At 70.1% G+C, this 25,662-nt stretch carries 23 protein-coding genes and 1 riboswitch; of the genes, 15 read left to right on the plus strand and 8 right to left on the minus strand.

Translation table 11 applies throughout. The annotated features are described in order from the left end of the window. Nucleotide 1: 1 nt before the first annotated feature. The 5 genes from H9651_RS06430 to H9651_RS06450 all read right to left on the minus strand — a co-directional run bounded on the left by H9651_RS06430 (nt 2) and on the right by H9651_RS06450 (nt 6,580). Nucleotides 2–1,279, minus strand: coding sequence for an ABC transporter permease (locus tag H9651_RS06430; RefSeq protein WP_191718443.1), 1,278 nt, complete (start codon nt 1,277–1,279; stop codon nt 2–4). Further along, the gene (locus tag H9651_RS06435) at nt 1,276–2,589 is read right to left on the minus strand and encodes an ABC transporter permease (protein WP_191718444.1); all 1,314 of its coding nucleotides are present in this window, start codon (nt 2,587–2,589) and stop codon (nt 1,276–1,278) included. The genes H9651_RS06430 and H9651_RS06435 overlap by 4 nt, the downstream gene beginning before the upstream one ends. Continuing rightward, nucleotides 2,586–4,100 (minus strand): ABC transporter ATP-binding protein, encoded by a 1,515-nt coding sequence (locus tag H9651_RS06440; protein ID WP_191718445.1) that lies wholly within the window; start codon nt 4,098–4,100, stop codon nt 2,586–2,588. Before H9651_RS06440 ends, H9651_RS06435 begins: the two co-directional genes overlap by 4 nt. 116 nt (nt 4,101–4,216) lie before the next feature. Further along, nucleotides 4,217–5,332, minus strand: coding sequence for a BMP family lipoprotein (locus H9651_RS06445; RefSeq protein WP_191718446.1), 1,116 nt, complete (start codon nt 5,330–5,332; stop codon nt 4,217–4,219). A gap of 135 nt (nt 5,333–5,467) precedes the next feature. Next, complete coding sequence (locus tag H9651_RS06450) at nt 5,468–6,580, minus strand: mannose-1-phosphate guanylyltransferase (protein ID WP_191718447.1); 1,113 nt, start codon at nt 6,578–6,580, stop codon at nt 5,468–5,470. A gap of 174 nt (nt 6,581–6,754) precedes the next feature. Between H9651_RS06450 and sdhC the strand changes: the two genes are divergently transcribed. From sdhC to trpS, 7 genes are all read left to right on the plus strand, one after another. Continuing rightward, entirely contained in the window at nt 6,755–7,189 is a 435-nt protein-coding gene (gene sdhC / locus H9651_RS06455; protein WP_318244787.1) for a succinate dehydrogenase, cytochrome b556 subunit, read from the plus strand. Next, nucleotides 7,189–7,644 (plus strand): succinate dehydrogenase hydrophobic membrane anchor subunit, encoded by a 456-nt coding sequence (locus H9651_RS06460; RefSeq protein ID WP_191718449.1) that lies wholly within the window; start codon nt 7,189–7,191, stop codon nt 7,642–7,644. The genes sdhC and H9651_RS06460 overlap by 1 nt, the downstream gene beginning before the upstream one ends. Before the next feature lie 41 nt (nt 7,645–7,685). Further along, complete coding sequence (sdhA, locus tag H9651_RS06465) at nt 7,686–9,491, plus strand: succinate dehydrogenase flavoprotein subunit (RefSeq protein ID WP_191718450.1); 1,806 nt, start codon at nt 7,686–7,688, stop codon at nt 9,489–9,491. Between the two features lie 2 nt (nt 9,492–9,493). Next, the gene (locus H9651_RS06470; RefSeq protein ID WP_191718451.1) at nt 9,494–10,270 is read left to right on the plus strand and encodes a succinate dehydrogenase iron-sulfur subunit; all 777 of its coding nucleotides are present in this window, start codon (nt 9,494–9,496) and stop codon (nt 10,268–10,270) included. Nucleotides 10,271–10,338: 68 nt separating this feature from the next. Continuing rightward, on the plus strand, nt 10,339–11,538 hold the full coding sequence (locus tag H9651_RS06475; protein ID WP_318244788.1) for a YihY/virulence factor BrkB family protein: 1,200 nt from the start codon (nt 10,339–10,341) through the stop codon (nt 11,536–11,538). Nucleotides 11,539–11,617: 79 nt separating this feature from the next. After that, complete coding sequence (locus tag H9651_RS06480) at nt 11,618–12,466, plus strand: exodeoxyribonuclease III (RefSeq protein WP_191718453.1); 849 nt, start codon at nt 11,618–11,620, stop codon at nt 12,464–12,466. 44 nt (nt 12,467–12,510) lie between these two features. Next, nucleotides 12,511–13,515: a tryptophan--tRNA ligase gene (gene trpS, locus H9651_RS06485; protein ID WP_191718454.1), complete on the plus strand. Its 1,005-nt coding sequence runs from the start codon at nt 12,511–12,513 to the stop codon at nt 13,513–13,515. A gap of 159 nt (nt 13,516–13,674) precedes the next feature. On the opposite strand, the gene H9651_RS06490 is transcribed toward trpS, so the two are convergent. Then, complete coding sequence (locus H9651_RS06490) at nt 13,675–14,550, minus strand: DUF559 domain-containing protein (RefSeq protein ID WP_318244789.1); 876 nt, start codon at nt 14,548–14,550, stop codon at nt 13,675–13,677. A 462-nt stretch (nt 14,551–15,012) separates the two neighbouring features. Between H9651_RS06490 and H9651_RS06495 the strand changes: the two genes are divergently transcribed. Together H9651_RS06495 and H9651_RS06500 are read left to right on the plus strand one after the other, a co-directional pair. Continuing rightward, the gene (locus H9651_RS06495) at nt 15,013–15,576 is read left to right on the plus strand and encodes a GNAT family N-acetyltransferase (protein ID WP_191718455.1); all 564 of its coding nucleotides are present in this window, start codon (nt 15,013–15,015) and stop codon (nt 15,574–15,576) included. Between the two features lie 38 nt (nt 15,577–15,614). Further along, nucleotides 15,615–16,490 carry an Fpg/Nei family DNA glycosylase gene (locus tag H9651_RS06500; protein WP_191718456.1) on the plus strand — a complete coding sequence of 292 codons (876 nt, stop codon included), beginning with the start codon at nt 15,615–15,617 and terminating at the stop codon, nt 16,488–16,490. Between the two features lie 6 nt (nt 16,491–16,496). Here H9651_RS06500 and glpK read toward each other — a convergent pair whose 3' ends face one another. Both glpK and H9651_RS06510 read right to left on the minus strand, forming a co-directional pair. Beyond that, nucleotides 16,497–18,038 carry a glycerol kinase GlpK gene (glpK, locus tag H9651_RS06505; RefSeq protein ID WP_191718457.1) on the minus strand — a complete coding sequence of 514 codons (1,542 nt, stop codon included), beginning with the start codon at nt 18,036–18,038 and terminating at the stop codon, nt 16,497–16,499. Beyond that, the gene (locus H9651_RS06510) at nt 18,023–19,756 is read right to left on the minus strand and encodes a glycerol-3-phosphate dehydrogenase/oxidase (protein WP_191718458.1); all 1,734 of its coding nucleotides are present in this window, start codon (nt 19,754–19,756) and stop codon (nt 18,023–18,025) included. The genes glpK and H9651_RS06510 overlap by 16 nt, the downstream gene beginning before the upstream one ends. A 97-nt stretch (nt 19,757–19,853) precedes the next feature. Continuing rightward, nucleotides 19,854–19,996, plus strand: a riboswitch (FMN riboswitch). Between the two features lie 61 nt (nt 19,997–20,057). On the opposite strand from H9651_RS06510, the gene ribD reads away from it, so the two are divergent. The 6 genes from ribD to H9651_RS06540 all read left to right on the plus strand — a co-directional run bounded on the left by ribD (nt 20,058) and on the right by H9651_RS06540 (nt 25,591). Beyond that, nucleotides 20,058–21,140 (plus strand): bifunctional diaminohydroxyphosphoribosylaminopyrimidine deaminase/5-amino-6-(5-phosphoribosylamino)uracil reductase RibD, encoded by a 1,083-nt coding sequence (gene ribD, locus H9651_RS06515; RefSeq protein WP_191718459.1) that lies wholly within the window; start codon nt 20,058–20,060, stop codon nt 21,138–21,140. Continuing rightward, nucleotides 21,140–21,778 (plus strand): riboflavin synthase, encoded by a 639-nt coding sequence (locus H9651_RS06520; RefSeq protein WP_191718460.1) that lies wholly within the window; start codon nt 21,140–21,142, stop codon nt 21,776–21,778. Before ribD ends, H9651_RS06520 begins: the two co-directional genes overlap by 1 nt. Next, nucleotides 21,775–23,049, plus strand: coding sequence for a GTP cyclohydrolase II (gene ribA / locus H9651_RS06525; RefSeq protein ID WP_191718461.1), 1,275 nt, complete (start codon nt 21,775–21,777; stop codon nt 23,047–23,049). Before H9651_RS06520 ends, ribA begins: the two co-directional genes overlap by 4 nt. After that, nucleotides 23,046–23,522: a 6,7-dimethyl-8-ribityllumazine synthase gene (ribH, locus tag H9651_RS06530; RefSeq protein WP_191718462.1), complete on the plus strand. Its 477-nt coding sequence runs from the start codon at nt 23,046–23,048 to the stop codon at nt 23,520–23,522. The genes ribA and ribH overlap by 4 nt, the downstream gene beginning before the upstream one ends. Nucleotides 23,523–23,585: 63 nt before the next feature. Continuing rightward, nucleotides 23,586–23,939, plus strand: a complete 354-nt coding sequence (locus H9651_RS06535; protein ID WP_191718463.1) for a Fe-S protein — start codon at nt 23,586–23,588, stop codon at nt 23,937–23,939. A gap of 188 nt (nt 23,940–24,127) precedes the next feature. After that, the gene (locus H9651_RS06540) at nt 24,128–25,591 is read left to right on the plus strand and encodes an MFS transporter (RefSeq protein ID WP_191718464.1); all 1,464 of its coding nucleotides are present in this window, start codon (nt 24,128–24,130) and stop codon (nt 25,589–25,591) included. Nucleotides 25,592–25,662: the final 71 nt, after the last annotated feature.

The raw sequence follows: 25,662 nt of genomic DNA on the forward strand, positions 1-25,662 counted from the left end.
GTCATCCCTTGATGTATGGCTTGCCGGATGCCGCGGGGCCGCGGATCTGCCCGGCGAATCCGGCGACGGCGATGATGGTCACCACGTACGGCAGCATGAGCATGAACTCGCTGGGGATGGGTGTGCGCAGCGCCGTCAGCAGGTTCTGCAGGTTGGTGGCGAACCCGAACAGCAGCGCCGCGAGGGCGGCGCGCAGCGGATCCCAGCGGCCGAAGATCACGGCGGCGAGGGCGATGAAGCCGAGGCCCGCGGTCATCTCCTTGGTGAACTGCGGCACCGACACCAGCGTGAAGTACGCCCCACCCATACCGGCGATCGCCCCGGCGAGAGACACGTTCCAGAAGCGGGACATGTTGACCTTGATGCCGACGGTGTCGGCGGCCTGCGGGTGCTCACCCACCGCGCGCAGACGCAGCCCCCAGCGGGTGCGGTACAGCGCCCAGGCGACGACGCCCACCGTGATGTACATGAGGTACACCAGGAAGGTCTGGTTGAACAGCACCGGCCCGATGATCGGGATGTCGCTGAGCAGCGGGATCTCCAGGCGTGTGAAGCGCACGGGGCGGTTGAGCTGCTCTTCGTTGGGAACCAGCAGCGCCCCGTAGAGGAAGCCGGTGAGGCCGGTGACCAGCACGTTGAGCACGACACCGACGATGACCTGGTCCACGAGGTACTTGATCGCGAAGGCGGCCAGCACGAACGCCACCAGCACGCCGCCGAGCATCGCACCCAGCAGACCGATGAAGGGGTTGCCGGTGATCGAGGACAGCAGCGCCGACGAGAACGCGCCCAGCAGCAGCTGACCCTCGATGGCGACGTTGACGACGCCGACACGTTCGCCGATCACGCCGCCGAGGGCGCCGAAGACGAGGGGCACCGAGAGTGAGATCGCACCGAACAGCAGACCGGTGACCGGGACGAGCCCGTCGGCGGCGGCCCACACCAGGAACGCGAACACGGCGAGCACACCGTAGACGATGGGCAGCCACAGCGCCGGGCGGCGGTAGGACCAGGCATCCCAGGCCGACCAGGCCGTGAGCAGCACGAGCAGCACGAGCAGCAGCCAACTGGTGGAGGCCGTCGGCAGTTCCACCTCGGGCAGCACGATGGCCGAAGTGGCGTCGCCGAGACGGAAGGTGCTGATGCCGTCGCGCGGCGCGAACAGGAACAGCGCCGCCAGCAGCAGGGTGACGATCCCCAGCACGATGGGCAGCTTCAGGTACCGCTGCTTCACGGTGCCCAGCGCCATGCCGGATGCGGCGGGAGCGAGAGCGGTCATGCCGTCACCGCCTTCTTCGCGGCCTTGGCTCGCGCCTTGGCAGCCTTCTCCGCGTCGGTCTTGGGCAGGAAGAAGATCGTGCGCAGCAGCGGCGGCGCGGCGATCAGCAGCACGATGAGCGCCTGCACGACCAGCACGATGTCCACCGGGATGCCCTGTGCCTGCATCGAGAACGATCCCGCCTTGAGAGCTCCGAACAGGATGCCGGCGGCGAAGGTGCCCCACGCGCGGCTGCGACCGAGCAGCGCCACCGTGATCGCGTCGAAGCCGATGCCGGCGTCGATGGTTCCGGTGAACCCGGTGGTCACCGACCCCTGGATCTGGTTCATCGCGGCCAGGCCCGCAAGTCCCCCGGCGAAGAGCATCGCGTAGATGTAGATGCGCTGCACGCTGACGCCGGCGGCGCGCGCCGCGAACGGGTTCTCACCCACGGCACGCATGCGCACCCCGAGGCTCGAGTGCTCCACGACCCACCAGACGATGAGCGTCGCGATGATGACGACGACGAAGCCCCAGTCCAGCAGCGGGAACGACGGCCCGAACAGGTCGGGGAACTGTGCGGTCTCGGGGGTGGCGGAGGTGATCGGCTGGTTGGTCCCGGGCTTCTGCAGCAGTCCCGGCGTGCGGATCATCCACAGCAGCAGGTAGTACGCCACGTAGTTGAGCATGATCGTGAGGATCACCTCGTGGGCACCGGTGCGGGCCTTGAGCAGGCCCACGATGCCGCCCCAGATCGCCCCGCCGACGATGCCGGCCAGTAGCGTCAGAGGCAGATGAGCCCACATCGGCAGGTCGAGGTTGAAGGCGAAGAATGCCGCGAAGATCGCGCCCACCAGCATCTGGCCGCGGGCGCCGATGTTGAACAGGCCGACGCGGAACGCCAGCGCCACACCCAGACCGGCGGCGATCAGCGGGGCCGCGAATCCGAGCGAGTTGGTGAGCGGACGGATCTGCGCCGCGAAGTCCGCGCCACGCGGGTTGAACACCGCGCCGCGGAACAGCGCCTCGTATCCGCCGTACACCGACTGCCAGATGGCCACGAACGTGTCGCCGGGTCGGGCGAAGAAGTAGACGGCCGACTCCTGCACGTCGTCGTCGGTGAGGGCGATGAGGATGCCGCCGACGATCATCGCCAGCACGATCGCGAGGATCGTGGTGACGGCGTTGCCGCGCAGCAGGTCCTTGATGAAGACGTTCGCACGCGGCGGAGCCGGGTCGGCCTCGCCGGTGAGCGGGCTCTTCACCGGCGGGAGCTGCTCGGGGGGCAATCCCCCGGTCACGTCGTCGGCACCGGGCGTCGTGCCGGTCATGCTGCCACCTCCGGGTCGCTGGCGCCGGCCATCATCAGGCCGAGGATGTCGCGGGGCGTGTCGCCGGGGACGACGCCGACGATCGTGCCGCGGTACATGACCGCGATGCGATCGGCGAGGGCGGTGACCTCGTCGAGCTCGGTGGACACGACGATCACCGGCACACCGGCATCCCGTGTCTCGATGATCCGCTTGTGGATGAACTCGATCGATCCGACGTCGACGCCGCGAGTGGGCTGCGCCGCCACGAGCAGCCGCAGATCGCGGCTGAGTTCGCGGGCGATGACGACCTTCTGCTGGTTGCCGCCGGAGAGCGTGCCGGCCGGGGTCTCGGGCCCGCGCGTGCGGATGTCGTACTCCTCGATGCGATCGCGGGCGAAGGCGTCGAGGGCGGAGCGGTTGATCGTGCCGAGGCGCACGAAGGCGGGGTCGGACGAGCGGTCGAGGATGAGGTTCTCGGCGACCGAGAACCCGCCCACGAGGCCGTCCTGGGTGCGGTCCTCGGGCACGAACCCGACCCCTTCGTCGAGGATGCCGCGCACGCCCTTGCCGACGAGCTCGGTGCCGCCGAGGCGGATGGAGCCCTCCACGCGGGTCGCGAGGCCGACGATGGCCTCGACGAGTTCGGTCTGACCGTTGCCCTGCACCCCGGCGATGGCGAGCACCTCGCCCGGGCGCACGTCGAAGTTGATGTCATCGACGATGACGACACCGCCCGGGGTGAGCACCCGCAGGCCCCGCACTTCCAGGCCGCCCTCGCCGAGGCGCGGCGGCTGCTTGTGCACGGTGAGCTCGACGGCGCGCCCGACCATGAGAGAGGCCAGCTCGGTGTTCGTGGCGGACGGTGAGGCCTCGCCGACCACGGCGCCGAGCCGGATGACGGTGATGCGGTCGGCGACCTCGCGCACCTCGCGGAGCTTGTGGGTGATGAAGACGATGGAGGTGCCCTCGTCGCGCAGCTGGCGCATGATCGCCATCAGCTCGTCGGTCTCCTGGGGGGTGAGCACCGCAGTGGGCTCGTCGAAGACGAGCACCTTGGCGTCGCGGGAGAGCGCCTTGATGATCTCGACTCGCTGCTGCACGCCGACGGGCAGGTCGCCGACCATCGCGTCGGGATCGATGTCGAACCCGAACCGGTCGGCGACGGCGCGCACGTGTGCGCGGGCGGCGGCGAGGTCGAGGACTCCGAGCGCCTTGGTGGACTCATGGCCGAGCATGACGTTCTCGGCGACGGTGAACACCGGTATCAGCATGAAGTGCTGATGCACCATGCCGATGCCTGCCGCCATGGCGTCACCGGGACCCCGGAAGTACTGCACCGCGTCATCGAGGAGGATCTCGCCCTCATCGGCCTGATACAGGCCGTACAGGACGTTCATCAGGGTGGACTTGCCGGCTCCGTTCTCACCCAGGAGCGCGTGGATCTCACCCGGCGCGACCGTCAGGTCGATCCGATCGTTGGCGACGAGGCTGCCGAATCTCTTGGTGATCCCGCGTAGCTCGAGCTTCATACCTGCACCTTATCCAGCACGCCGATCCTTGTGGAACGGGGGCGTGCGCGTCGTTCGGAACGGCTCGGGGCGGGCAACGACTGATCGTTGCCCGCCCCGAGCGTGACGTCATGCGGTCACGGGGAGTTCGGCGACTCCACCACGATGTCACCGGCGACGATCTGCTCCTGCAGAGCGGCCAGTTCGTCGACCAGGCCCTCGGGCAGGTCCGCCTCGAAGTCGTGGAAGCTGGACAGCTTCACGCCCTCGTTCTCGAGCGTGCCGACGTACGGGGTCGCGTCGAAGTCACCGGCGGCGGCCTCGAGCGTGGCGTCGTAGACGGCGACGTCGATGGCCTTCATGATCGACACCAGCGTGATGTCGGTGACGGTGTCGTCGGCGACGGCGAGGTCCTTGTCGACACCGATCATCAGCACGTCCGAGCCGCTGTCGGCGATGGCCGCGGCAGCGCTCTGGTAGATCGGACCGCCGACGGGGAGGATGACGTCCACGCCCTGGTCGAGCACGGCCTGAGCGGTCTGCTTGGCGGTGTCGTTCGCGGTGAAGCCACCGGTGAACTGACCCTCCTGCGTCGCGGTGTCCCAACCGAAGACATCGACGGCAGCGCCCTTGTCCTCGTTGTACTTGTCGACGCCGAGCTGGAAGCCGTCCATGAACACGGCGACCGACGGGATCTGCATGCCGCCGAAGGTGCCGACCTTGTTCACGCCGTTCTGCTCGGACCATGCCGCGGCAGCGTAACCGCCGAGGTAGGCCGCCTCAGCGGTGTCGAAGATGAGCGGCTTGATGTTCGGGGCGTCGGTGGTGCCGTCGAAGTCGTTGTCTGCCAGGTCGTCGATGATCGCGTAGTCGATCTCGGGGTTGGCCAGCGCCGACTCCACGGTCGCGGCCGACAGGTTGAACCCGACCGAGACGATGAACGAGCAGCCCTCGGAGACCAGCGTCTCGAGGTTCGGGGCGTAGTCGTTCGGGGTCGTCGACTCCATCTCGATGCCCTCGATGTCGAGTTCTTCGAGCGCGCGGTCCATGCCCTCCTTGGCGGCCTGGTTGAACGAGCGGTCGTTCCAGCCGCCTTCATCCGAGATCAGGCAGGGCTTGAAGTCGTCAGCGGGCTCGGGCGCCGCGCTGCCGCCGGTGTTCTCCTCGGGCGCCGAAGCGCAGCCGGCGAGCGACACGAGCAGCGCCGCTGCACCGGTGACGCCGAGGACCTTCTTGGTGGTCGAGATGGTCAATGCAGCCTCCACATTGGTGGGCTCGCGGATTTCGCGATCGCCCCCTGACGTTACCGATTATTACGATATCTGTGCACGCTCCCAGCCGCTCCGCGACGGAATGGTTACAAAGACGCAATCATCCCGTCACGCGGTTCAGAGGACGTCGCCGCGACCGGTGAGCTTCAGGGCGTCCACGACACCCTTCACGCGCTGCGCGTGCTCGCTCGTGGTGACCAGCAGCGCGTCGTCGGTGTCGACCACCACGATGTCCTTCACCCCGATCAGGCTGATGACCCGCGAGGTCTGGCTCACCACGATCCCGCTGGCGGCGTCGGAGAGGATGCGGGCGTTCTTCCCCAGGATCGCCAGCTCGTTGCGTCCGTGCGAGTTGAGCTTGGCGAGGCTCGCGAAGTCCCCCACGTCATCCCAGTCGAAGTGACCGGGGATGACGGCCAGGCGGCCCTTCTCCGCTGCCGGCTCGGCGACGACATAGTCGATGGCGATCTTGGGCAGCGTCGGCCACACGCGGTCCACGACCGGGCCGCGGCGCTCGCGGTCATCCCAGACCTCCGCGAGCTCGATGAGCCCGGCGTGCAGGTCGGGAGCGTTCTCGGCGATCTCGGCCAGCAGCACATCGGCGCGGGAGATGAACATGCCCGCGTTCCACAGATACGACCGGTCGGCGAAGTACTCCTTCGCCGTGTCGAGGTCGGGCTTCTCCACGAAGCGCTCGACGACGGCGGCCTCGGGGGCGCCGTCGACGATCAGCTCGCCGTCCTTGCGCATGTAGCCGAAGCCCACCGACGGCTCCGACGGCTGGATGCCGATCGTGCAGATGTAGCCCTCGCGCGCGACGGCGACGGCCTGCTGCACGGCGAACTCGAACGTGCGGGTGCCCCGGATCACGTGGTCGGCGGCGAAGGAGCCGATGATGACATCGGGCTCGCGACGCACGAGGATCGCGGCCGCCAGTCCGATCGCGGCCGCCGACTCGCGCGGGTCGGACTCGAGGAAGACGTTGCGATCGGGGATGCCGGGCAGCTGCTCCTCCACCGCGGCACGGTGGGCGCGACCGGTCACCACGGCGATGCGGTCAGCACCCGCGAGCGGCTCCAGGCGATCCCACGTGTCGCGCAGCAGCGTCTGACCGGAGCCGGTCAGATCGTGCAGGAACTTCGGGGCATCGGCACGCGAGAGCGGCCACAGCCGGCTCCCGATACCTCCAGCGGGAATGACGGCGTAGAAGTTGGGGAGGGTGTCAGCCATGCGCCCAGGCTATCCACGCGGGATCGGCCCCGTGAACATCCCGACAAGGCGGGCCGTCGTCGCCCGGGTTCGATCCACGGGAATAGGATGGAAGTCGCGCCCCTGTGACGCAACGCGGATCCTGCCCCCGGCACTGTGGGCGATCCGCCTCCCCTGTCGACCATGGAGGACGAAGTGGCTGCACCAGCACGCGTCGCACTGTCGGTGAAAGAGACGACATCGAAGACGCCACGCGGCACCCTGTACCGCGGCAACGAAGGCATGTGGTCGTGGGTGCTGCACCGCATCACCGGCGTCGCGATCTTCTTCTTCCTGCTCGTCCACGTGCTCGACACGGCACTCATCCGGGTGGCGCCCGAGGCGTACGACGCGGTGATGAGCACCTACAAGAACCCGGTCATGGGCCTGGGTGAAGTAGTGCTGGTCGGCGCGATCGCCTACCACGCCTACAACGGGCTGCGCATCATCGTCGTGGACTTCTGGTCCAAGGGCGCCCGCTACCAGCGTCAGCTGTGGTGGGGCGTCATCGGTCTCTGGGCGGTGACGATGCTCGGCTTCACGCCCCGTCACCTCATGAACGTCTTCGCCGAGATGGGAGGGGGTTCCTGATGAGCGCCGACACCCTTGCCGCGCCCCGCACCCCGCACACCACGCCCCGCAAGCGCGGCGCGAACCTGGAGAAGTGGGGCTGGATCTACATGCGCGCCTCCGGCGTGCTGCTGGTCGTCCTGATCTTCGGGCACCTGTTCGTCAACCTCATGCTCGGCGACGGCATCCACGGCATCGACTTCGCCTTCGTCGCCGGTAAGTTCGCCTCGCCGTTCTGGCAGTGGTGGGACGTGCTGATGCTCTGGCTGGCGTTCATCCACGGCGCCAACGGCATGCGCACGATCGTCAACGACTACGTCACCGGTGCCACCGCGCGCCGCGTGCTGGTCTGGGCCCTCTGGCTTTCGGCAGGCCTCATGATCGTCCTCGGCACGCTGGTCGTCTTCACCTTCGACCCCTGCCTCGGGATCGAGAACAGCACGACCGAGTGGCTGATCGAGAAGTGCGCGGCGTAGTCCCGCCGCGCGACGCAGCAGAGAGTGAAGGCATCTGACACGTGAGTACCCAGAGCGAAGGCGTCGTCGTCAAGGACGGCGTTCACTACCACCAGTTCGACATCGTGATCGTGGGCGCCGGCGGCGCCGGCATGCGGGCGGCGATCGAGGCCGGCCCCGGGGCGAAGACCGCCGTGATCTCGAAGCTCTACCCGACCCGCTCGCACACCGGTGCGGCGCAGGGTGGCATGGCGGCGGCCCTGGCCAACGTCGAAGAGGACTCGTGGGAGTGGCACACCTTCGACACGGTCAAGGGTGGCGACTACCTCGTCGACCAGGATGCCGCGGAGATCCTCGCCAAAGAGGCCATCGACGCCGTCATCGACCTCGAGAACATGGGGCTGCCGTTCAACCGCACCCCCGAGGGCAAGATCGACCAGCGGCGCTTCGGCGGCCACACCGCCGATCACGGCAAGACCCCCGTGCGCCGCGCGTGCTACGCCGCCGACCGCACCGGCCACATGATCCTGCAGACGCTGTTCCAGAACTGCGTCAAGCTCGGCATCAACTTCTTCAACGAGTTCTACGTGCTCGACCTCATCACGGTCACCGCCGACGACGGCTCGACCCAGGTCGCCGGCGTCGTGGCGTACGAGCTGGCCACGGGAGACCTGCACGTCTTCCAGTCCAAGGCCGTCATCTTCGCCACGGGCGGCTTCGGCAAGATCTTCAAGACCACTTCCAACGCCCACACCCTCACCGGTGACGGCGTCGGCGTCATCTGGCGCAAGGGGCTGCCGCTGGAGGACATGGAGTTCTTCCAGTTCCACCCCACCGGCCTCGCCGGTCTCGGCATCCTCCTCACCGAGGGTGCCCGTGGTGAGGGAGCGATTCTGCGCAACGCCTCGGGCGAGCGTTTCATGGAGCGCTACGCCCCCACCATCAAGGACCTCGCCCCCCGTGACATCGTGAGCCGCTGCATGGTGCAGGAAGTGGCCGAGGGTCGGGGCGCGGGTCCCCACCGCGACTACGTGCTGCTGGACTGCACGCACCTGGGTGCCGAGGTGCTGGAGACCAAGCTCCCCGACATCACCGAGTTCGCCCGCACCTACCTGGGCGTCGACCCGGTGGTGGAGCCGGTTCCGGTCATGCCGACCGCGCACTACGCGATGGGCGGCATCCCCACCAACGTCAACGCCGAGGTGCTGGCCGACAACACCACCGTCGTCCCGGGCCTCTACGCCGCCGGCGAGTGCGCGTGCGTCTCGGTGCACGGCTCCAACCGCCTCGGCACCAACTCGCTGCTGGACATCAACGTGTTCGGCAAGCGCGCCGGGCGCAACGCCGTGGAGTACGTGCAGACGGCCGATTTCGTCCCGCTGCCGGAGGACCCGGCCAAGGAGGTGCGGGACATGCTCGAGGGGCTGCGCAACAACCCCGGCACCGAGCGCATCGCCGTGCTGCGCAAGACCCTGCAGGACGAGATGGACCGCAAGGCCCAGGTGTTCCGCACCGACGAGTCCCTCGCCGAGGTCATGGACGTCATCGCGGACCTGCGCGAGCGCTACAACAACGTGCACGTCGACGACAAGGGCAAACGGTACAACACCGACCTGCTCGAAGCGGTCGAGCTCGGCTTCCTGCTCGACCTCGCCGAGGTCGTCGTCGTCACCGCCCGCAACCGCAAGGAGAGCCGTGGCGGCCACATGCGCGACGACTATCCCAAGCGCGACGACGAGAACTACATGAAGCACACGATGGCCTACCTCTCGGGCGACCCCCACTCGTCGCACCCCGAAGACCACATCCGGCTGGATTGGAAGCCCGTCGTCATCACCCGGTACCAGCCGATGGAGAGGAAGTACTAGGCATGGCCGCAACAGCGATCGCCCCGACGGACGCTCCGGTGTCCGAGGAAGCCGCGCCCGACACCGGCATCCAGTCGTTCCTCGTCACCTTCATCATCCGCCGCTTCGACCCCGAGCAGGACGCCGAGCCGCGCTGGGTGGACTACGACGTGGAGCTGTACCCGACCGACCGCGTGCTCGACGCGCTGCACAAGATCAAGTGGGAGGTCGACGGGTCGCTGAGCTTCCGCCGCTCCTGCGCGCACGGCATCTGCGGCTCCGACGCGATGCGCATCAACGGCCGCAACCGCCTGGCGTGCAAAACCCTCATCAAGGACCTCGACATCTCGAAGCCCATCTACGTCGAGGCCATCAAGGGCCTGCCGCTGGAGAAGGACCTCATCGTCGACATGGAGCCGTTCTTCGCCTCCTACCGCGAGGTGCAGCCCTTCCTCATCGCCGGCACGAAGGCGGAGCCCGGCAAGGAGCGCATCCAGACGATCGCCAACCGCGAGATCTACGACGACACCACCAAGTGCATCCTGTGCGCTGCGTGCACGTCGTCGTGCCCCGTGTTCTGGACCGACGGGCAGTACTTCGGCCCCGCCGCCATCGTCAACGCGCACCGGTTCATCTTCGACTCGCGCGACGATGCCGGCGACGCCCGCCTGGACATCCTCAACGACAAGGAAGGCGTGTGGCGCTGCCGCACCACGTTCAACTGCACTGAGGCGTGCCCCCGCGGCATCGAGGTCACCAAGGCCATCGCCGAGGTCAAGCAGGCGATCCTGCGCAAGTAGTCACACCCAGCGCTCTCCGAGGGCGGATGCCGCGACCTGCGGCATCCGCCCTCGCTACGCTGGGGCGTGTGAGTGACTCCGACCGGAATCGGCCCGCCGACGACGGGCGTGACGCGTCGTGGCGCGCATGGTGGGATGACTCGGCACTGCGGGACCGGCTGGACGAACCGATCGAGCACGCCACGGCCCTCACCCAGCGGACGATGGCGTCGTTCCCCGTGCGGGTGTGGCGCCACTTTCTGCGACACAACGGGTTCCTTCTGGCGGCGAGCATCAGCTACCAGTCGCTGTTCGCCATGTTCGCGGTGCTGTACTGCGCGTTCGCGATCATCGGCATCTGGCTCGGTGGCAGCACGCAGGCCATCGACGCCCTCATCGCGGTCGTCAACTCCTACATCCCCGACCTCATCTCCGCCGATGGGCTGGTCACCCGCGAAGACGTCACCGAGGTCGCCCGCTCCAGCACCGGCACCCTGGCGGTCACGGGTTCGGTCGCCCTCCTGGTGGCGATCTGGACCGCCATCGGCTTCGTCACCTACACCCGCCGCGCGGTGCGCGACATCTTCGCGCTGCCCTTCGACAGCCGCAGCTACCTGCTGCTGAAGGCGCGCGACTTCCTGGCGGCGGCCGGCTTCGGCGTGTCGCTCGTGCTCGGTGCGGGGCTGGGGGCAGTGGCATCGGGAGCCCTCAATCTGCTCTTCGAGCTGCTCGGATGGGACGCGTCCACGTGGGTCTCGGTGCTGAGCCGGGTGGGGTCGATCCTCGTGGCCTACGGCATCAACTCCGCCGCCCTCGCGCTGCTGTTCCGCTTCCTCGCCGGCGCCTCGGTGCCCTGGCGCACCATCTGGCCCGGGGCCCTCCTCGGCGGCGGCGCGATCGGCGTGCTGCAGCTGGGCGCCGGCCTGCTGCTCGTGTACACCCCCGCCAACCCGCTGCTGGCGACGTTCTCGGTCTTCATCGCGTTCCTCGTGTGGTTCCGTCTGATCGCGATCGTGATCCTCGTCGCGGCGTCGTGGATCGCGGTGGTCGCCGCCGACCAGAACATCCCCCTCGCCCAGAGCACCGAAGCACAGCGCCGGGCGGCCGAAGCGCGGGCACTGGTCGTCGCCGCCGAGGTGCGACTGCGCGAAGCGATGGCGGCGCGCGAGAAGGCGCCGTGGTGGCAGGCGTGGCGGGCTGACCGCAATGTGCGCGCCGCAGAGGATGACCTCGCCCGCGCGCAGGCCGGTGCCATCGCGCCACCGCGCAGTGGGCGGCTGCTCGACTGATCGGGGCCGGGTCGAGTGCCCGCTCGATCGCCGGTGGCCGGGTCGGTCGATGTCGGCGCGGCTGGTTAGGCTTTTCGTCGTGCCCCGAACCCTCCGCATCGCCTCCGTCAACGTCAACGGCATCCGCGCCGCCGCACGCAAGGGCATGCAGCCCTGGCTCGAGACGGCGGGGGTCGACGTGCTCACGCTGCAGGAGGTGCGCGCCGAGGCGACCGATCTCGCCGCCGCGCTGCCGGGCTGGCACGTCGTGAACGACGAAGCGCTCGCCAAGGGCCGCGCCGGCGTCGCGATCGCCGCGCGCTCCCCGCTGGAGGTGTGGCGCACCGACCTCGGCGACGGCACCCTCGACTCGAAGGGCCGATGGGTGGAGGCCGAGATCGACGTCGACGGCGAACGCCTCACCGTCGCCAGCGCGTACGTCTTCACCGGCGAAGCCGGCACCGACAAGCAGGTCGCCAAGTACGCCTTCCTCGACGCGATGGAGGCGCGCATGCCCGCACTGGCATCCGACGGCGCGCTGGCCCTCATCACGGGCGATCTCAACGTCGGGCACCGGGAGTTGGACATCCGCAACTGGAAGGGCAACGTGAAGAAGGCCGGCTTCCTGCCGCGCGAGCGCGCGTACTTCGACCGCTTCATGGGTGTCGCCGGCGAGCCGGTGACCGACGTCGACGGCTCGACCGGCACCGGTCTCGGCTGGGTCGATGTGGGGCGCAGCTTCCACGGCGAGGTGGACGGGCCGTACACGTGGTGGTCGAACCGCGGCAAGGCGTTCGACAACGACACCGGGTGGCGCATCGACTACCACCTGGCCTCCCCCGCCCTCGCGGAGCGGGTCGTGGACTACCGCGTCGTGCGGGCACCGTCCTGGGACACGCGCTGGAGTGACCACGCGCCGGTCATCGCCGACTACACGATCGGGGTCTGACGCCGACGGCGGGAGCCGCGGCATCCGCTCCCTAGACTGGTGGGGTGACCAGACCCCGCCTCTACTCCGGAATGCAGCCCTCCGCCGATTCGCTCCAGATCGGCAACTACATCGGGGCGCTCATGCAGTGGCGCGATCTGCAGGACTCCTACGAGGCGTTCTTCTCGGTCGTCGACCTCCACGCCCTCACCCAGCCCAACAACCCGTCCGAGCTGCGCGAGAAGACCCGCCGCACCGCGGCCCAGTACATCGCCGCCGGCATCGAGCCGTCGCGGTCGACGCTGTACGTGCAGTCGCACGTGCGCGCGCACGCCGAGCTCGCCTGGATCCTCTCCACCATCACCGGCTTCGGCGAGGCGGGGCGCATGACGCAGTTCAAGGACAAGTCGCAGCGCTACGGCGCCGACAGCGCCTCGGTGGGATTGTTCACCTACCCCGTACTGATGGCCGCGGACATCTTGCTGTACCAGACCGACATCGTGCCGGTGGGCGATGACCAGAAGCAGCACGTCGAACTCACCCGCGACCTGGCCGAGCGGTTCAACTCACGCTACGGCGAGACGTTCCAGGTGCCCATGCCGGTGATCCAGAAGGACACCGCCCGCATCTTCGACCTGCAGAACCCGACCGCGAAGATGTCGAAGTCGGCGGAGTCCGACGCGGGCGTGCTGTGGCTGCTGGATGACCCGGCGGTCTCGGCGAAGAAGATCATGCGCGCCGTCACCGACAGCGAGGGCGCGGTGCGCTACGACCGCGAGAACAAGCCCGGCGTGTCGAACCTGCTCGTGATCTACGCCGCCCTCACCGGTCGCCAGATCCCGTCGATCGAGGACGAGTACGCCGGTCGCGGCTACGGCGACTTCAAGAAGGGTCTCGCCGAGGTCGTGGTGAACGAGTTCGGTCCGGTGCGCCGGCGCGCCCTGGAACTGCTCGACGACCCCGCCGAGCTCGACCGCGTGCTCGCCGCCAACGCCGCTCGCGCCGACGAGACCGCCGAGCGCACCCTGGGCGACGTGTACGACAAGGTGGGCCTGCTCCGCCGGGTCTGACGCCGCCGGGTCTCCGCCCGCCGCACAACGTCGCCAATCCGCCGCGATACAGCGCTTTCCGGTCGCGCGGCGGCATCCACCGGGCTGGATTGGCGACGTTGTGTGCGCGTGCGTCGCGCCACGGCACGGTCGGCCACCGCGCCCCGCATCACTCGACTGTCACCGCGACGCGACAGCGGGGCGTCGAGCATCCGCGAGCAGCGCGGTGCGGTGCGCGACGGCATCCCGGATCGCCGTCAGCACCTCGTCGGGACGATGCAGCACGTCTTCGGCGATGGGTCGCAGGGTGACGTACCCCTGCCGCGCCGCCTGCAGGTCGCGGCGCCGGTCGCGCCGCCCTTCGTCCCACCCGCCGTGGTGCCGCGCGCTGTCGCATTCGATGATGAGCCAGCCGTCGACGACGAGGTCCACCCGCCCCACACCGGTGATCGTCACCTGCACCTCCACCCGCCAGCCCTGGGCGGCGAGCATGAGGCGCACCAGCGTCTCGATGCCCGATTCGGCGCGCCGGTCGAGATGCGCGCGCAGGATGCCGAAGCGTTGCGGCAGCAGCCGGAAGACCTCCGCGATGTCGGCTTCATCCACGAGACGCTGGTGCCAGGCGCTGTCGAGGGTGGCGATCGCGGCGCGGGGTTGCTGACAGCGGCAGGCTTGGGCGAGGGCTTCGACCAGCGGCGCGGCGAGCGCGTCGCGAGACGCCGTCGTGCACCGCCAGTGCCGGAGCACTCCGTCGCGGCGCACCGGGACCCGGGTGGTGCCGTAGTCCATCTGCACGTGCAGCGCCGACGTGCCCACGACGAAGACACCCATCGCGACCAGCAGCGACAGACAGTCCAGCCGGCCGCCGTGGCGGATCGCCGCGAGGAAGTCAGCGGGGCAGCCGCCGGCGACATAGGTGCCGCGCCGCACGCGGATGAGCGCGCCGCCGGCGACGGCCGCGTCGATGCGGGCGCGCGAGACGCCCAGGCTCCGCAGCTGTGCGTAGGTGATGCGCGTCGGCAGCGGGCGCGGGTGGAGGTCGGGGGCGGGAAGCACGGTCCCACCCTGGCCCGCGGGCGGATGTGGCATCCGCCCGCAACCGGCCATCGGTGGACGGGGCGGGGCCCGGGCGTGCTGGGGAGGAGGCGACGTCACGCCCGGGCGGGGCAGAACGTCGCTGATCCGCCGCGGTCGCCCACGCTGCCCGTGCACAACGTCGCTGATCCGCTCGGAGTCGACGGCCGACGCCGCGCACAACGTCGCTGATTCTGTCTCTGCGGCCCTGGAATCGGGCGCCGGAAGGCCGAAAACGGGCCGGAATGGCGACGTTGTGCGCGGGGCGGGCGGGCAGGCGGCCGGTGCCCGAACCGGAATGGCGACGTTGTGCGCGGGAAGGGCGGCGGGCGCGGGCACGGGGGGCGTGGGGCGGGCACCGGGTGCGGGGCGGGCACCGGGCGCGGGGCGGGCGCGGGGCGGGCACCGGGGGCGGCCGGGGCGCGGCGCGGTTAGGCTCGAATGATGCAACCGGTCACCCTCCGCACGTCCCGCCTCGAGCTGTCGCTTCCCACCCCCGCGGATGCCGACGCCATCACCGCGGCCGCGCAGGACCCGGAGGTCCCCCGCTGGACCACCCTCCCCTCCCCCTACGCGCGCGCCGACGCCGATGACTTCATCACCAAAGCCGCCCAGTGGTGGGAGGCCGAGACCGAGCTGACGTGGGCGCTGCGCCTCGACGGGCAGTGGATCGGCATGGTCGGGCTGCAGCATCTGCACCTGCGAGGCGACGCCGAGATCGGCTTTTGGATGGCCGCCGAAGCGCGCGGCGCCGGGTACCTCGGCGAGGCGGCCCGCGCCGTCATCGACTTCGCCTTCAGCGACGCGGTGGGCCTGAAGCGCCTGGAGTGGCAGGCGATCGTCGGCAACATCCCGTCGGCGCGCACCGCACGCTCGCTCGGCTTCCGCTACGAGGGTCTGATGCGCCAGAAGCTCGTCGACCCGCGCGGACGCCACGACGGCTGGGTCGCCGGACTCCTCGCGACCGACGACCGCACTCCCGTGGACTGGCCGATCCTGGCGGTCTGACCCGCCCCGGCGTCACCGGTTCGTGCCAGGATGCCGGTATGCCCGAGATGCCGGAGGTGCAGGGACTGGTCGATTTCGTCGGCCGGCGCGCGCACGGCCTGCACGTGACCAAGGCGGCGGTGGCGAACATCGCCGCCCTGAAGACCTACGACCCGCCGGTGGAGGCGCTGAGAGGTGCCGAGATCGTCGGCGCCACCCGCCACGGCAAGTTCGTCGACCTCACCACCCGCGCCGGCGACGGCGGCGAGCTTCACCTGGTGTTCCACCTGGCCAAAGCCGGCTGGCTGCGCTGGTACGACGCGTTGCCCGCCACCGTGATCAAGCCCGGCCGCACCCCCATCGCGCTGCGGGTCGGCTTCGACGACGGCTCGGGCTTCGACCTCACCGAGGCGGGCACCAAGAAGTCGCTCGCGGTGTACGTCGTGCGCACCCCCGCCGATGTCCCCGGCATCGCGCGCCTGGGTCCCGACCCCCTCGATCCCGCGTTCGACCGCGAGGCTTTCGCCGCGCTGCTGGCGGGCCGTCGCACCCAGATCAAGGGCGTGCTGCGCGACCAGTCGATCATCGCCGGGGTGGGCAACGCGTACTCGGACGAGATCCTCCATGCCGCGCGCATGTCGCCCTACGCCCTCGCCGCCGGTCTCGACGACGTCGAGGTCGACCGGCTGTACGGGGCGCTGCGCGATACGATCGCGGATGCCGTGGCCACGGCATCCGGAAAGCCGCCTGCCGACCTGAAGGATGCCAAGCGTCGCGGCATGCAGGTGCACGGCCGACGCGGCGAGGCATGCCCGGTCTGCGGCGACGAGGTGCGGTCGGTGTTCTTCGCCGACAACTCGCTGGAGTACTGCCCGACCTGTCAGACCGGCGGCAAGACGCTCGCCGACCGGCGGCTGTCGCGGCTGCTCAAATAGACGCGGTCACTGGTCGGTGCCCATGAGGATGCGCGCGTCCTCGTCGACCCAGTCGAAGGACTTCTGCACGGCCTTGCGCCACAGCCGGTAGCGGCGTTCCCGCTCGTCGGCTTGCATGCGCGGCTCGAACCGCACATCCTCGCGCCAGTGTTCGCGCAGCCGCTCGCGATCCGACCACACCCCCGTGGCGAGCCCCGCCGCGTACGCCGCGCCGAGCGCGGTGGTTTCGATGATCTGCGGGCGCACGACCGGGATGCCGAGGATGTCGGCTTGGAACTGCATCAGCAGGTCGTTGCGGGTCATGCCGCCGTCGACCCGCAGCTCCTCGGGAGTGACGCCGGTGTCGGCGGCGACTGCCTCGACGATGTCGCGCGTCTGGAAGGCGGTGGATTCCAGCGCCGCCCGGGCGATGTGCCCCGCCGTGATGTAGCGGGTCATGCCGACCAGCGCACCGCGGGCGTCGGAGCGCCAGTACGGGGCGAACAGCCCCGAGAAGGCGGGGACGAAGTACGCGCCGCCGTTGTCGTCGACCGATGCCGCGAGGCGCTCGACGTCTTTGGAGCGCTTGATGAGTCCCAGGTTGTCCCGCAGCCACTGCACGAGCGAGCCGGTCACCGCGATCGAGCCCTCCAGGGCGTAGCGCGCGGGTTCGTCGCCGCACCGGTAGGCGACGGTGGTGATGAGGCCGTGCTGGGAGCGGACGAGCTCGGTGCCGGAGTTGACCAGCAGGAAGTTGCCGGTGCCGTAGGTGTTCTTCGATTCCCCCGCGTCGAAGGCGGCCTGCCCGAAGGTCGCGGCCTGCTGGTCGCCGAGGATGCCGGCGATGCGCACACCACGGGCGATGGCGGGCACCGAGACCTCGCCGACGACCTCGGACGACGAACGGATCTCGGGGAGGATCGTGCGGGGGATGTTCCACACCGCCAGCAGCTCGTCGGACCAGTCCAGGGTGCCGAGGTCCATGAGCAGCGTGCGGCTGGCGTTGGTGACGTCGGTGACGTGGATGCCGCCGCTGCTGCCGCCGGTGAGGTTCCAGATGAGCCAGGTGTCGGGGGTGCCGAACATCACGTCGCCGGCCTCGGCCGCCGCCCGCACGCCCGGCACGTTCTCGAGGACCCAGGCGATCTTCGACGCCGAGAAGTAGGTCGCCAGCGGCAGCCCGGTCTGTTCGGCGAAGCGCTGACTGCCTGCCTCGGACTGGGCGGCGAGCTCGTCGATGCGTCGCTGCGTGCGGGTGTCCTGCCAGACGATCGCGTTGGCCACCGGTCGGCCGGTACGGCGGTCCCAGAGCATCGCCGTCTCGCGCTGGTTGGTGATGCCGATCGCGGCGATGTCACCGGCGCTCAGCCCTGCGCGGAACATCGCCGAGGACAGCACCCACTCGGTGTTGGTCCAGATCTCCATCGGGTCGTGCTCGACCCAGCCCGCGCGCGGGAAGATCTGCTCATGCTCGCGCTGGGCGGTGGTGACGATGCCGCCGGCGGCGTCGAAGACGATCGCCCTGGTCGAGGTCGTCCCCTGGTCGATAGCGATCACATGGTCGGCCACGGTGTCTCCTCGGTCGGGGCGGTTTGGGCGGCGGGCTCGGCGGCGCGCACCGCGGCCAGGCCCCGTTCGGTCTCGTGCGCCGCTCTCTCGGCGTCCCAGCCGAGCACGGGCGCGATGGTCTCGGCCGCCTCGCGCGCCGCATCCGGGGTGACGGCGCCGACGAAGGCGAGGCTCGTGCGGCGCAGCAGCACGTCGTCGAGGTGGCGGACGTCTTCGGATGCCGCGAGGTGGCGCAGCTCCGCCGTGCTGTACTGCGGGGCGTGCTGCAGCGGCCGGTCGTCGGGATCGGCGACGATCGCGTCGATCACCTCGGCCGCCACCGTGCCGTAGCGCGACAGCAGCCGGTCGACGCGGTCGGTCGGCAGAGACCGGGCGTGCGCATCGACCCACTGCACGCGAGCGCGCTGGCTGGTGGGGAAGCCCGCGCCGCCGCCGATGGGGACGCCGCGGGTGGAGCGGCGACGCGGCGCACCGAGGTGGCTCAGCACTGTGTCGGCGAGGCGCTCCGCCGACGCGCGGAAGGTGGTCCACTTGCCCCCGACGAGGCTGAGCACCACGGCGCGGGCGCCGGGGAGGTCGGTGGCGTCGATGCGGTAGTCGCGCGACACGAACCCGGGGGCGACGTCGTCGTGGCGCGGCAGCGGCCGCACGCCCGAGAACCGGTAGACGATCTGCGACCGGTCGACGCCGATGTCGGGCAGCACCTGGCGCACGAGGTCGATGAAGTAGCCGACCTCCGCCTCGGTGCACACGATCGGCTCGCGCATGTCGTGCTCGAGGTCGGTCGTGCCGATCAGCACGCGGCCCTTCAGCGGGTAGATGAGCACGATGCGCCCGTCCTCGTTCTCGAAGAACAGCTCCCGCCCGCCGGTGGCCGCCAGCAGTCGCGGGTTGTCGACCACGATGTGCGACCCCTTCGTGCCGCCCATCCGCTCGGCGCGGTCGCCGAGCGCGGCGTTGGTGAGATCGACCCACGGGCCGGTGGCGTTGACGATGACCGGCGCCGTGAAGCGCAGCTCCGCGCCGCCGAGTTCGTCGCGCAGCATCACGCCACCGTCGCGGGCGCCGACCGCGGCGGTGTAGTTGGCCGCGCGCGCCCGGTCGCCGCCCGTCCGCGTGCCGTCGCGCAGCACGTCGATCGCGAGCCGTTCCGGGTCGTGCACCGAGGCATCCCAGTAGGTCGCGGTGTAGGTCACCTCGGGGTTCAGGTCGGGCAGTTCCTGCAGCGACCGCGTGCGTCCGCGGAAGGCGTGACGCGGCACCTGTCCCCCGCCGCGCGAGAACGAGTCGTAGATGACCAGACCGATCTTGATGAGCGCAGCGCCGCGCTCACGCGGCTTGCCCTTGCCGTGGCGGAGGAACCGCAGCGGCGCGGAGAGCAGCCCGGAGAATGTGGTGAAGATCGGGATGGTCGTCTGCAGGGGGCGCACGTAGTGCGCAGCGATCTTCAGCAGCGAGTTGCGTTCGGTGACCGCCTCGTGCACGAGGCGGAACTCGCCGTTCTCGAGGTACCGCACCCCGCCGTGGATCATGTGCGACGACGCCGCGGATGCGCCGCTGACGTAGTCGGCGCGATCGACGAGGGCGACGTCGACGCCCTGCATCGCGAGGTCGCGGAACGTCGCCAGTGCGTTGATGCCGCCGCCGAGGATGAGGACGTCGGCGTGGGGCCGCGCCGCGAGCGCGGCGAAACCGGTGTTCTGGTCTGCCCGAGTCATGCTCACGTCTCCTCTTCGCCGGCGCTGCCTCCAGCCTCGCACGCTTCACCGCGGGGAATGAAAGCCCCGACCGCGCGTTGACTACACTCAAGAGCAATACGTGCTCCGGGGTCGGTGGGAATCCGAACCGGCGGTGACAGTCCGCGAACCCGCGCCGAAAGGCAGAGGTTGACCCGGTGGAATTCCGGGACCGACGGTGATGCGATGCGAGTCGCTAGTCCGGATGGGAGGCAGCACGGGCGACGCCACGCGCGTCGACGGTGGCCACCCTTTCCCCGGAGTCCCGACCGGAGGACGACGGATGACCGTGACTGACCGCGAACGCGACGCGATGCGGCGCGCGCTGTCGCTCGCCCGCCGCGGCCCCCGCGGGCTGAACCCGCAGGTGGGTGCCGTGCTGCTGTCCCCGACCGGCGACATCGTCGCCGAGGGCTGGCACCGCGGCGCCGGCACCGCGCACGCCGAAGTCGCCGCGCTCGCCCAGCTCGCCCCGGGCGAGGCTGCCGGAACCACCGCGGTGGTCACCCTCGAACCGTGCAATCACACCGGCCGCACCGGCCCCTGCGCCGAAGCGCTCATCGCCGCCGGCGTCACCCGCGTCGTGTACGCCGTCGACGACCCGGGCGAGCGGTCGTCCGGCGGCGCCGAGCGCCTGCGCGCGGCCGGGGTCGACGTGGCCTCGGGCGTGCTCGCCGACGAGGGCCGCGCACTGCTGGATTCCTGGCTCACGGTGCAGCGCCTCGGCCGCCCCCATGTCACGGTCAAGTGGGCGCAGTCCCTCGACGGTCGGGCGGCCGCCGCCGACGGCACCAGCCAGTGGATCACCGGGCCCGCCGCGCGCGAAGACGTGCACCGCCGCCGCGCCGAGGCCGACGCCATCGTCGTGGGCACGGGCACGCTGCTCGCCGACGACCCCGCCCTCACCGCCCGCCGCCCCGACGGCACGCTGTACCCGCATCAGCCGATGCCGGTGGTGCTCGGTGCGCGGCGCGTCCCCGACGACGCCGCCGTCCGCCGGCATCCGCTGCCGCTCTTGCACCGCGACGGCGAGAACCTGGCCGGGGAGTCCCCCAACGAGCCGTCGCTCATGGCGCAGCTGCGCGACGCGGGCGTGCACCGCGTCTTCGTCGAGGGGGGACCCACCATCGCGAGCGCGTTCCTGCGTGCCGGGATCGTCGACGAGATCCTCACCTACCTCGCCCCGACGCTCCTCGGCTCCGGCGCAGCCGGTGGCGACCACCCCGCCCTGCGCACGCTCGGCGTCGAGACGATCAGCGACCAGCTGCGGCTCGACGTGGCATCCATCGAAAGACTCGGCGATGACCTCTTGATCGTCGCCGCCCCCCGCCCGGCGCGGGACGCATCACAGGAAGGAACGCGCTGATGTTCACCGGAATCGTGGAAGAACAGGGCGAGATCACCGCCGTCACCCCATCGGGAGACGGCGTGCGCCTGACGGTGCGCGCGCCGCTGGCGGTCTCGGATGCCGCGCACGGCGACTCCATCTCGATCGGCGGCGTCTGCCTCACCGTGGTCGACCGCGACGGCGACGCCTTCACCGCCGACGTGATGAAGCAGACCCTCGACATGTCGACCCTCGGCACGGCCGAAGTCGGCAGCCGGGTGAACGTGGAGCGCGCGATGGCCGCGCACGGGCGCCTGGGCGGTCACATCGTGCAGGGCCACATCGACGGCACCGGTGCGGTGCGCCAGGTGCGCCCCGGCGCGCAGTGGCGCGTGCTGCGCATCGGCCTCGACGCCTCCCTCGCCCCGCTCGTCGTCGACAAGGGCTCCATCGCCGTCGACGGCGTCTCACTCACCGTCAGCGCCGTGAGCCCGCCCGATGCGGCGGAGCCGTGGTTCGAGGTCTCACTGATCCCCGAGACCCTCACCGCCACGACGCTCGGCACGCTCGCCCCCGGCGACCGCGTCAACCTCGAGACCGACATCCTGGCGCGCCACGTGCAGCGCCTGCTCGCCTTCCCCCCGACCACCGTCACCCACGAAGGAGGCTCCCGATGAGCCTTGCCACCATCCCCGAAGCCCTCGAGGCACTGCGCGCCGGCCGGCCCGTCATCGTCGCCGACGACGAGAACCGCGAGAACGAGGGAGACGTCGTCATCTCCGCCCAGCTGGCCACCCCCGAGTGGATGGCGTGGACGGTGCGTCACTCGAGCGGGTTCATCTGCGCCCCGATGCCGTCGGAGTGGGCCGACCGGCTCGACCTGCCGCCGATGGTGGAGGTCAACGAGGATGCCCGCGGCACCGCGTACACGGTCAGCGTCGACGCCGCTGCCGGGGTGACCACCGGCATCAGCGCGAGCGACCGTTCGCGCACGCTCAACGTGCTCGCCGACGCCGACTCGACCCCCGCCAGCGTCATCCGTCCGGGACACATCCTGCCGCTGCGCGCGGTGGACGGCGGCGTGCGCGAACGCGGCGGCCACACCGAGGCATCCGTCGACCTCATGCGCCTCGCGGGGCTGGCGCCCGTGGCGGGGATCTGCGAGATCGTGGCCGAGGACGGGTCGATGATGCGCCTGCCGGGGCTGCTGGAGCTCGGCGAACGCGACGACGTGCCCGTCATCACGATCGAGCAGCTCATCGCCTACCTCGACGAGCACGAGCCCGTCACGATCGGCGAGCACGCCGCTCGTCGCCGACGGGTGAGCCTGCGCGCCGAGTCGACGGTGCCCACGCGTCACGGCGCTTTCCGCTTCCTGGCCTACAAAGACCGCACGACCGGCACCGATCACGTCGCCGTCGTCTCGGGGGATCTCACCACCGAAGCGCCGCTCGTGCGCGTGCACTCGGAGTGTCTGACCGGCGAGGCGTTCGGCTCGCTCAAGTGCGAGTGCGGCCCGCAGCTGGATGCCGCCCTCGACGCGATCGCCGAAGACGGCGGTGTCGTGATCTACATGCGCGGCCACGAGGGTCGCGGCATCGGACTCATCAACAAGCTGCGCGCCTATTCGCTGCAGGAGACGGGCCTGGACACCGTCGACGCCAACCTGGCGCTGGGGCTGCCAGCCGACGCGCGCGACTACGCCGCCGCCGCCGGCATCCTCGATGACCTCGGGGTGTCGAAGATCCGCCTGCTCACGAACAACACCGACAAGGTCGCGCAGCTGCAGGCCCTGGGTCTGAACATCGTCGAGCAGGTGCCGCTGCTGGTCGGCGTCGGCCCCAACAACCACCAGTACCTCGCCACGAAGGCCGAGCGCATGGGACACACCATCGCCGCCGACGACCTCGACGGCGCCCTCGCCCGCACGAAGGAGTCCCTCGCATGAGCGGCACCGGTTCCCCCCAGACGCACGAGCCCATCGACGGGGCAGATCTCACCGTCGTCGTCGTCGCCGGCACGTGGCACGATGCCATCACCGACGGGCTCATCGCCGGCGCGCAGCGCACCCTCGATGCGGCGGGGGCGACCTGGTCGCTCGTGCGCGTCGCCGGGGCGTTCGAGCTGCCGGTGGTGTCCCGGGCGGCGCTGGACGCCGGTGCCGACGCGGTCGTGGCGCTGGGCGTCATCATCCGCGGCGGCACCCCGCACTTCGAGTACATCTCGGCCGCGGCCACCGACGGGCTCACCCGCGTGGCGCTGGAGACCGGCAAGCCCGTCGGCTTCGGGGTGCTGACCCTCGACGACGAGCAGCAGGGCCTGGATCGCGCGGGCCTCGCGGGCTCGAAGGAGGACAAGGGTGCGGAGGCCGCGGATGCCGCGCTGCGCACTGCCCTCACTCTCCGCGCCCTGCGCGGCTGAGCCCTCACAGCGCACCACAGCGGGACCATCAGTGTCGCTGAAGGTCTGATCTAGACTGTGGCCATGGAAATCCTGCGCCACATCGTCGTCTTCATCCACATCACCGGTTTCGCGGTGCTCTTCGGTGCCTGGGCGGCCGAGGCGTTCGGCGGCCGTCGCCGCTTCACGCGGCTGATGACCATCGGCATGGTGATCGCCGCAGTCGCCGGCCTCGCACTCGCCGCACCGTGGGGCATCGAGTACGAGCTCAACTACGTCAAGATCACGGTGAAGCTCGTCGTGCTGCTGATCATCGGCGCCCTGCTCGGGATCGGCGCCGCTCGCCGGCGCAAGTCGGGTTCGGTGCCTTCGGTCATGTTCTGGTCGGTCGGCGTGCTCACCCTCCTCAACGCCGGCATCGCCGTCATCTGGCGCTGATCCGCGCCTGCCGATGCCGGGCGCCCGCCCGGCATCGGCCTAGGATGGATACCTGTGCGACCGCGACTGCGCGACCGCACCCGGTGACACCACTGCGTGACGCCCGCCGCACCATCCTGCTCCGGACGCCTGCCACCGGAACGTCCCACCAGGACGAGTCCCCCTCTCTTCGACAGGCCCTTCCCTCCATGTCCTCAGGCTCCGCGGCCCCCAGCGCCACCACCGCCCCCACTGCTCCCGCCAATCCCCGTTCGCGCGTCATCGCCGCGAGCCTGGTCGGCACGACGATCGAGTTCTACGACTTCTACGTCTACGCGACCGCCGCCGTGCTCGTCTTCCCGGTGCTCTTCTTCCCCACCGGCAATGAGACCACCGCGCTGCTGTCGTCGTTCGCCGTCTTCGGGGCAGCGATGGTCGCCCGCCCGATCGGGGCCGTCATCTTCGGTCACTTCGGTGACCGGTTCGGACGCAAGGCCACCCTCGTGGCATCGCTGCTCACGATGGGCATCGCGACCTTCGTCATCGGACTCCTCCCCACCTACGACGCCATCGGATGGTGGGCGGCGCTGCTGCTGCTGGTGCTGCGCCTCGCGCAGGGCTTCGCACTCGGCGGCGAATGGTCCGGCGCCGCGCTCGTGGCGACCGAGAACGCACCCAAGGGCAAGCGCGCCTGGTACGGCACGTTCCCGCAGCTGGGCGCGCCGATCGGCTTCATCATCGCCAACGGCGTGTTCCTCATCATCAACTTCGCGCTGCCGCACCCCGACGGCACCGCGCAGCGCTCCGCGGAGTTCCTCGAGTGGGGCTGGCGCGTGCCGTTCCTGTTCTCGGCGGTCATGGTGATCGTGGGCCTGTGGGTGCGCCTGAAGCTCGTCGAATCCGCCACCTTCGCCAAGGCGGAGAAGACCGGCGCCATCCACAAGTTCCCGTTGGGCGAGGTCGTGCGCCGGCACTGGCGTCCGCTCATCCTCGGCACGTTCATCATGCTGGCGACCTACGTGCTGTTCTACCTGATGACCAGCTTCACGCTCTCGTACGGCACCAAGGCCACCGCCGAGGGCGCCCGCGCCGCCGCCGAGGCCGCCGGAGCTCCCTTCGATGCCGCCACCTACGTCGCCGGCCTCGGGTTCGGGTACACCGACTTCGTCATCATGCAGATCATCGGCGTCATCTTCTTCGGCATCTTCACCCTGCTGTCGGGGCCCCTGGCCGACTCGATCGGCCGCCGGAAGCTCCTGATCTGGGTCACCGCGGCGATCGCGGTCTTCGGCCTGCTGTTCAACGTCTTCCTCCTCCCGGCGGGCGACCCGAAGTTCACGGGAGCGCTGACGCAGGCGTTCCTCATCCTCGGGTTCATGCTGATGGGCGCCACCTTCGGGCCCATGGGCGCCGTGCTCCCGGAACTGTTCCCCACGAACGTCCGCTACACCGGGTCGGCCATCTCCTACAACGTCTCGTCGATCCTCGGCGCGGCCCTCGCCCCCATCGTCGCGGTCGCGCTGTGGGCGGCAGCCGGCGGGCAGCCGTGGCTGGTGGGCGTGTACCTCACCGGCATGAGCGTGCTGACCCTCATCGCGCTGCTGCTGTCGAAGGAGACGAAGGACGTCGACTACGAGACCAACATCGGTCTCGGCGCGACCGGTTCGCTCTGACACGAGCACGCAGACGGATGCCGCGGGGTGATCACCCCGCGGCATCCGTCGTTTCACCGGTTCAGTCCCGC

Origin of the sequence: Microbacterium pullorum, assembly GCF_014836535.1 — a bacterium.
Taxonomy (GTDB): domain Bacteria; phylum Actinomycetota; class Actinomycetes; order Actinomycetales; family Microbacteriaceae; genus Microbacterium; species Microbacterium pullorum.

Coding starts and splice junctions, on each gene's coding strand:
- H9651_RS06430 (WP_191718443.1), bottom strand. CDS start 1,279: ATGACCGCTCTCGCTCCCGCCGCATCCGGCATGGCGCTGGGCACCGTG.
- H9651_RS06435 (WP_191718444.1), bottom strand. CDS start 2,589: ATGACCGGCACGACGCCCGGTGCCGACGACGTGACCGGGGGATTGCCC.
- H9651_RS06440 (WP_191718445.1), bottom strand. CDS start 4,100: ATGAAGCTCGAGCTACGCGGGATCACCAAGAGATTCGGCAGCCTCGTC.
- H9651_RS06450 (WP_191718447.1), bottom strand. CDS start 6,580: ATGGCTGACACCCTCCCCAACTTCTACGCCGTCATTCCCGCTGGAGGT.
- H9651_RS06460 (WP_191718449.1), top strand. CDS start 7,189: ATGAGCGCCGACACCCTTGCCGCGCCCCGCACCCCGCACACCACGCCC.
- H9651_RS06470 (WP_191718451.1), top strand. CDS start 9,494: ATGGCCGCAACAGCGATCGCCCCGACGGACGCTCCGGTGTCCGAGGAA.
- H9651_RS06495 (WP_191718455.1), top strand. CDS start 15,013: ATGCAACCGGTCACCCTCCGCACGTCCCGCCTCGAGCTGTCGCTTCCC.
- H9651_RS06500 (WP_191718456.1), top strand. CDS start 15,615: ATGCCCGAGATGCCGGAGGTGCAGGGACTGGTCGATTTCGTCGGCCGG.
- H9651_RS06510 (WP_191718458.1), bottom strand. CDS start 19,756: ATGACTCGGGCAGACCAGAACACCGGTTTCGCCGCGCTCGCGGCGCGG.
- ribD (WP_191718459.1), top strand. CDS start 20,058: ATGACCGTGACTGACCGCGAACGCGACGCGATGCGGCGCGCGCTGTCG.
- H9651_RS06520 (WP_191718460.1), top strand. CDS start 21,140: ATGTTCACCGGAATCGTGGAAGAACAGGGCGAGATCACCGCCGTCACC.
- ribA (WP_191718461.1), top strand. CDS start 21,775: ATGAGCCTTGCCACCATCCCCGAAGCCCTCGAGGCACTGCGCGCCGGC.
- ribH (WP_191718462.1), top strand. CDS start 23,046: ATGAGCGGCACCGGTTCCCCCCAGACGCACGAGCCCATCGACGGGGCA.
- H9651_RS06535 (WP_191718463.1), top strand. CDS start 23,586: ATGGAAATCCTGCGCCACATCGTCGTCTTCATCCACATCACCGGTTTC.
- H9651_RS06540 (WP_191718464.1), top strand. CDS start 24,128: ATGTCCTCAGGCTCCGCGGCCCCCAGCGCCACCACCGCCCCCACTGCT.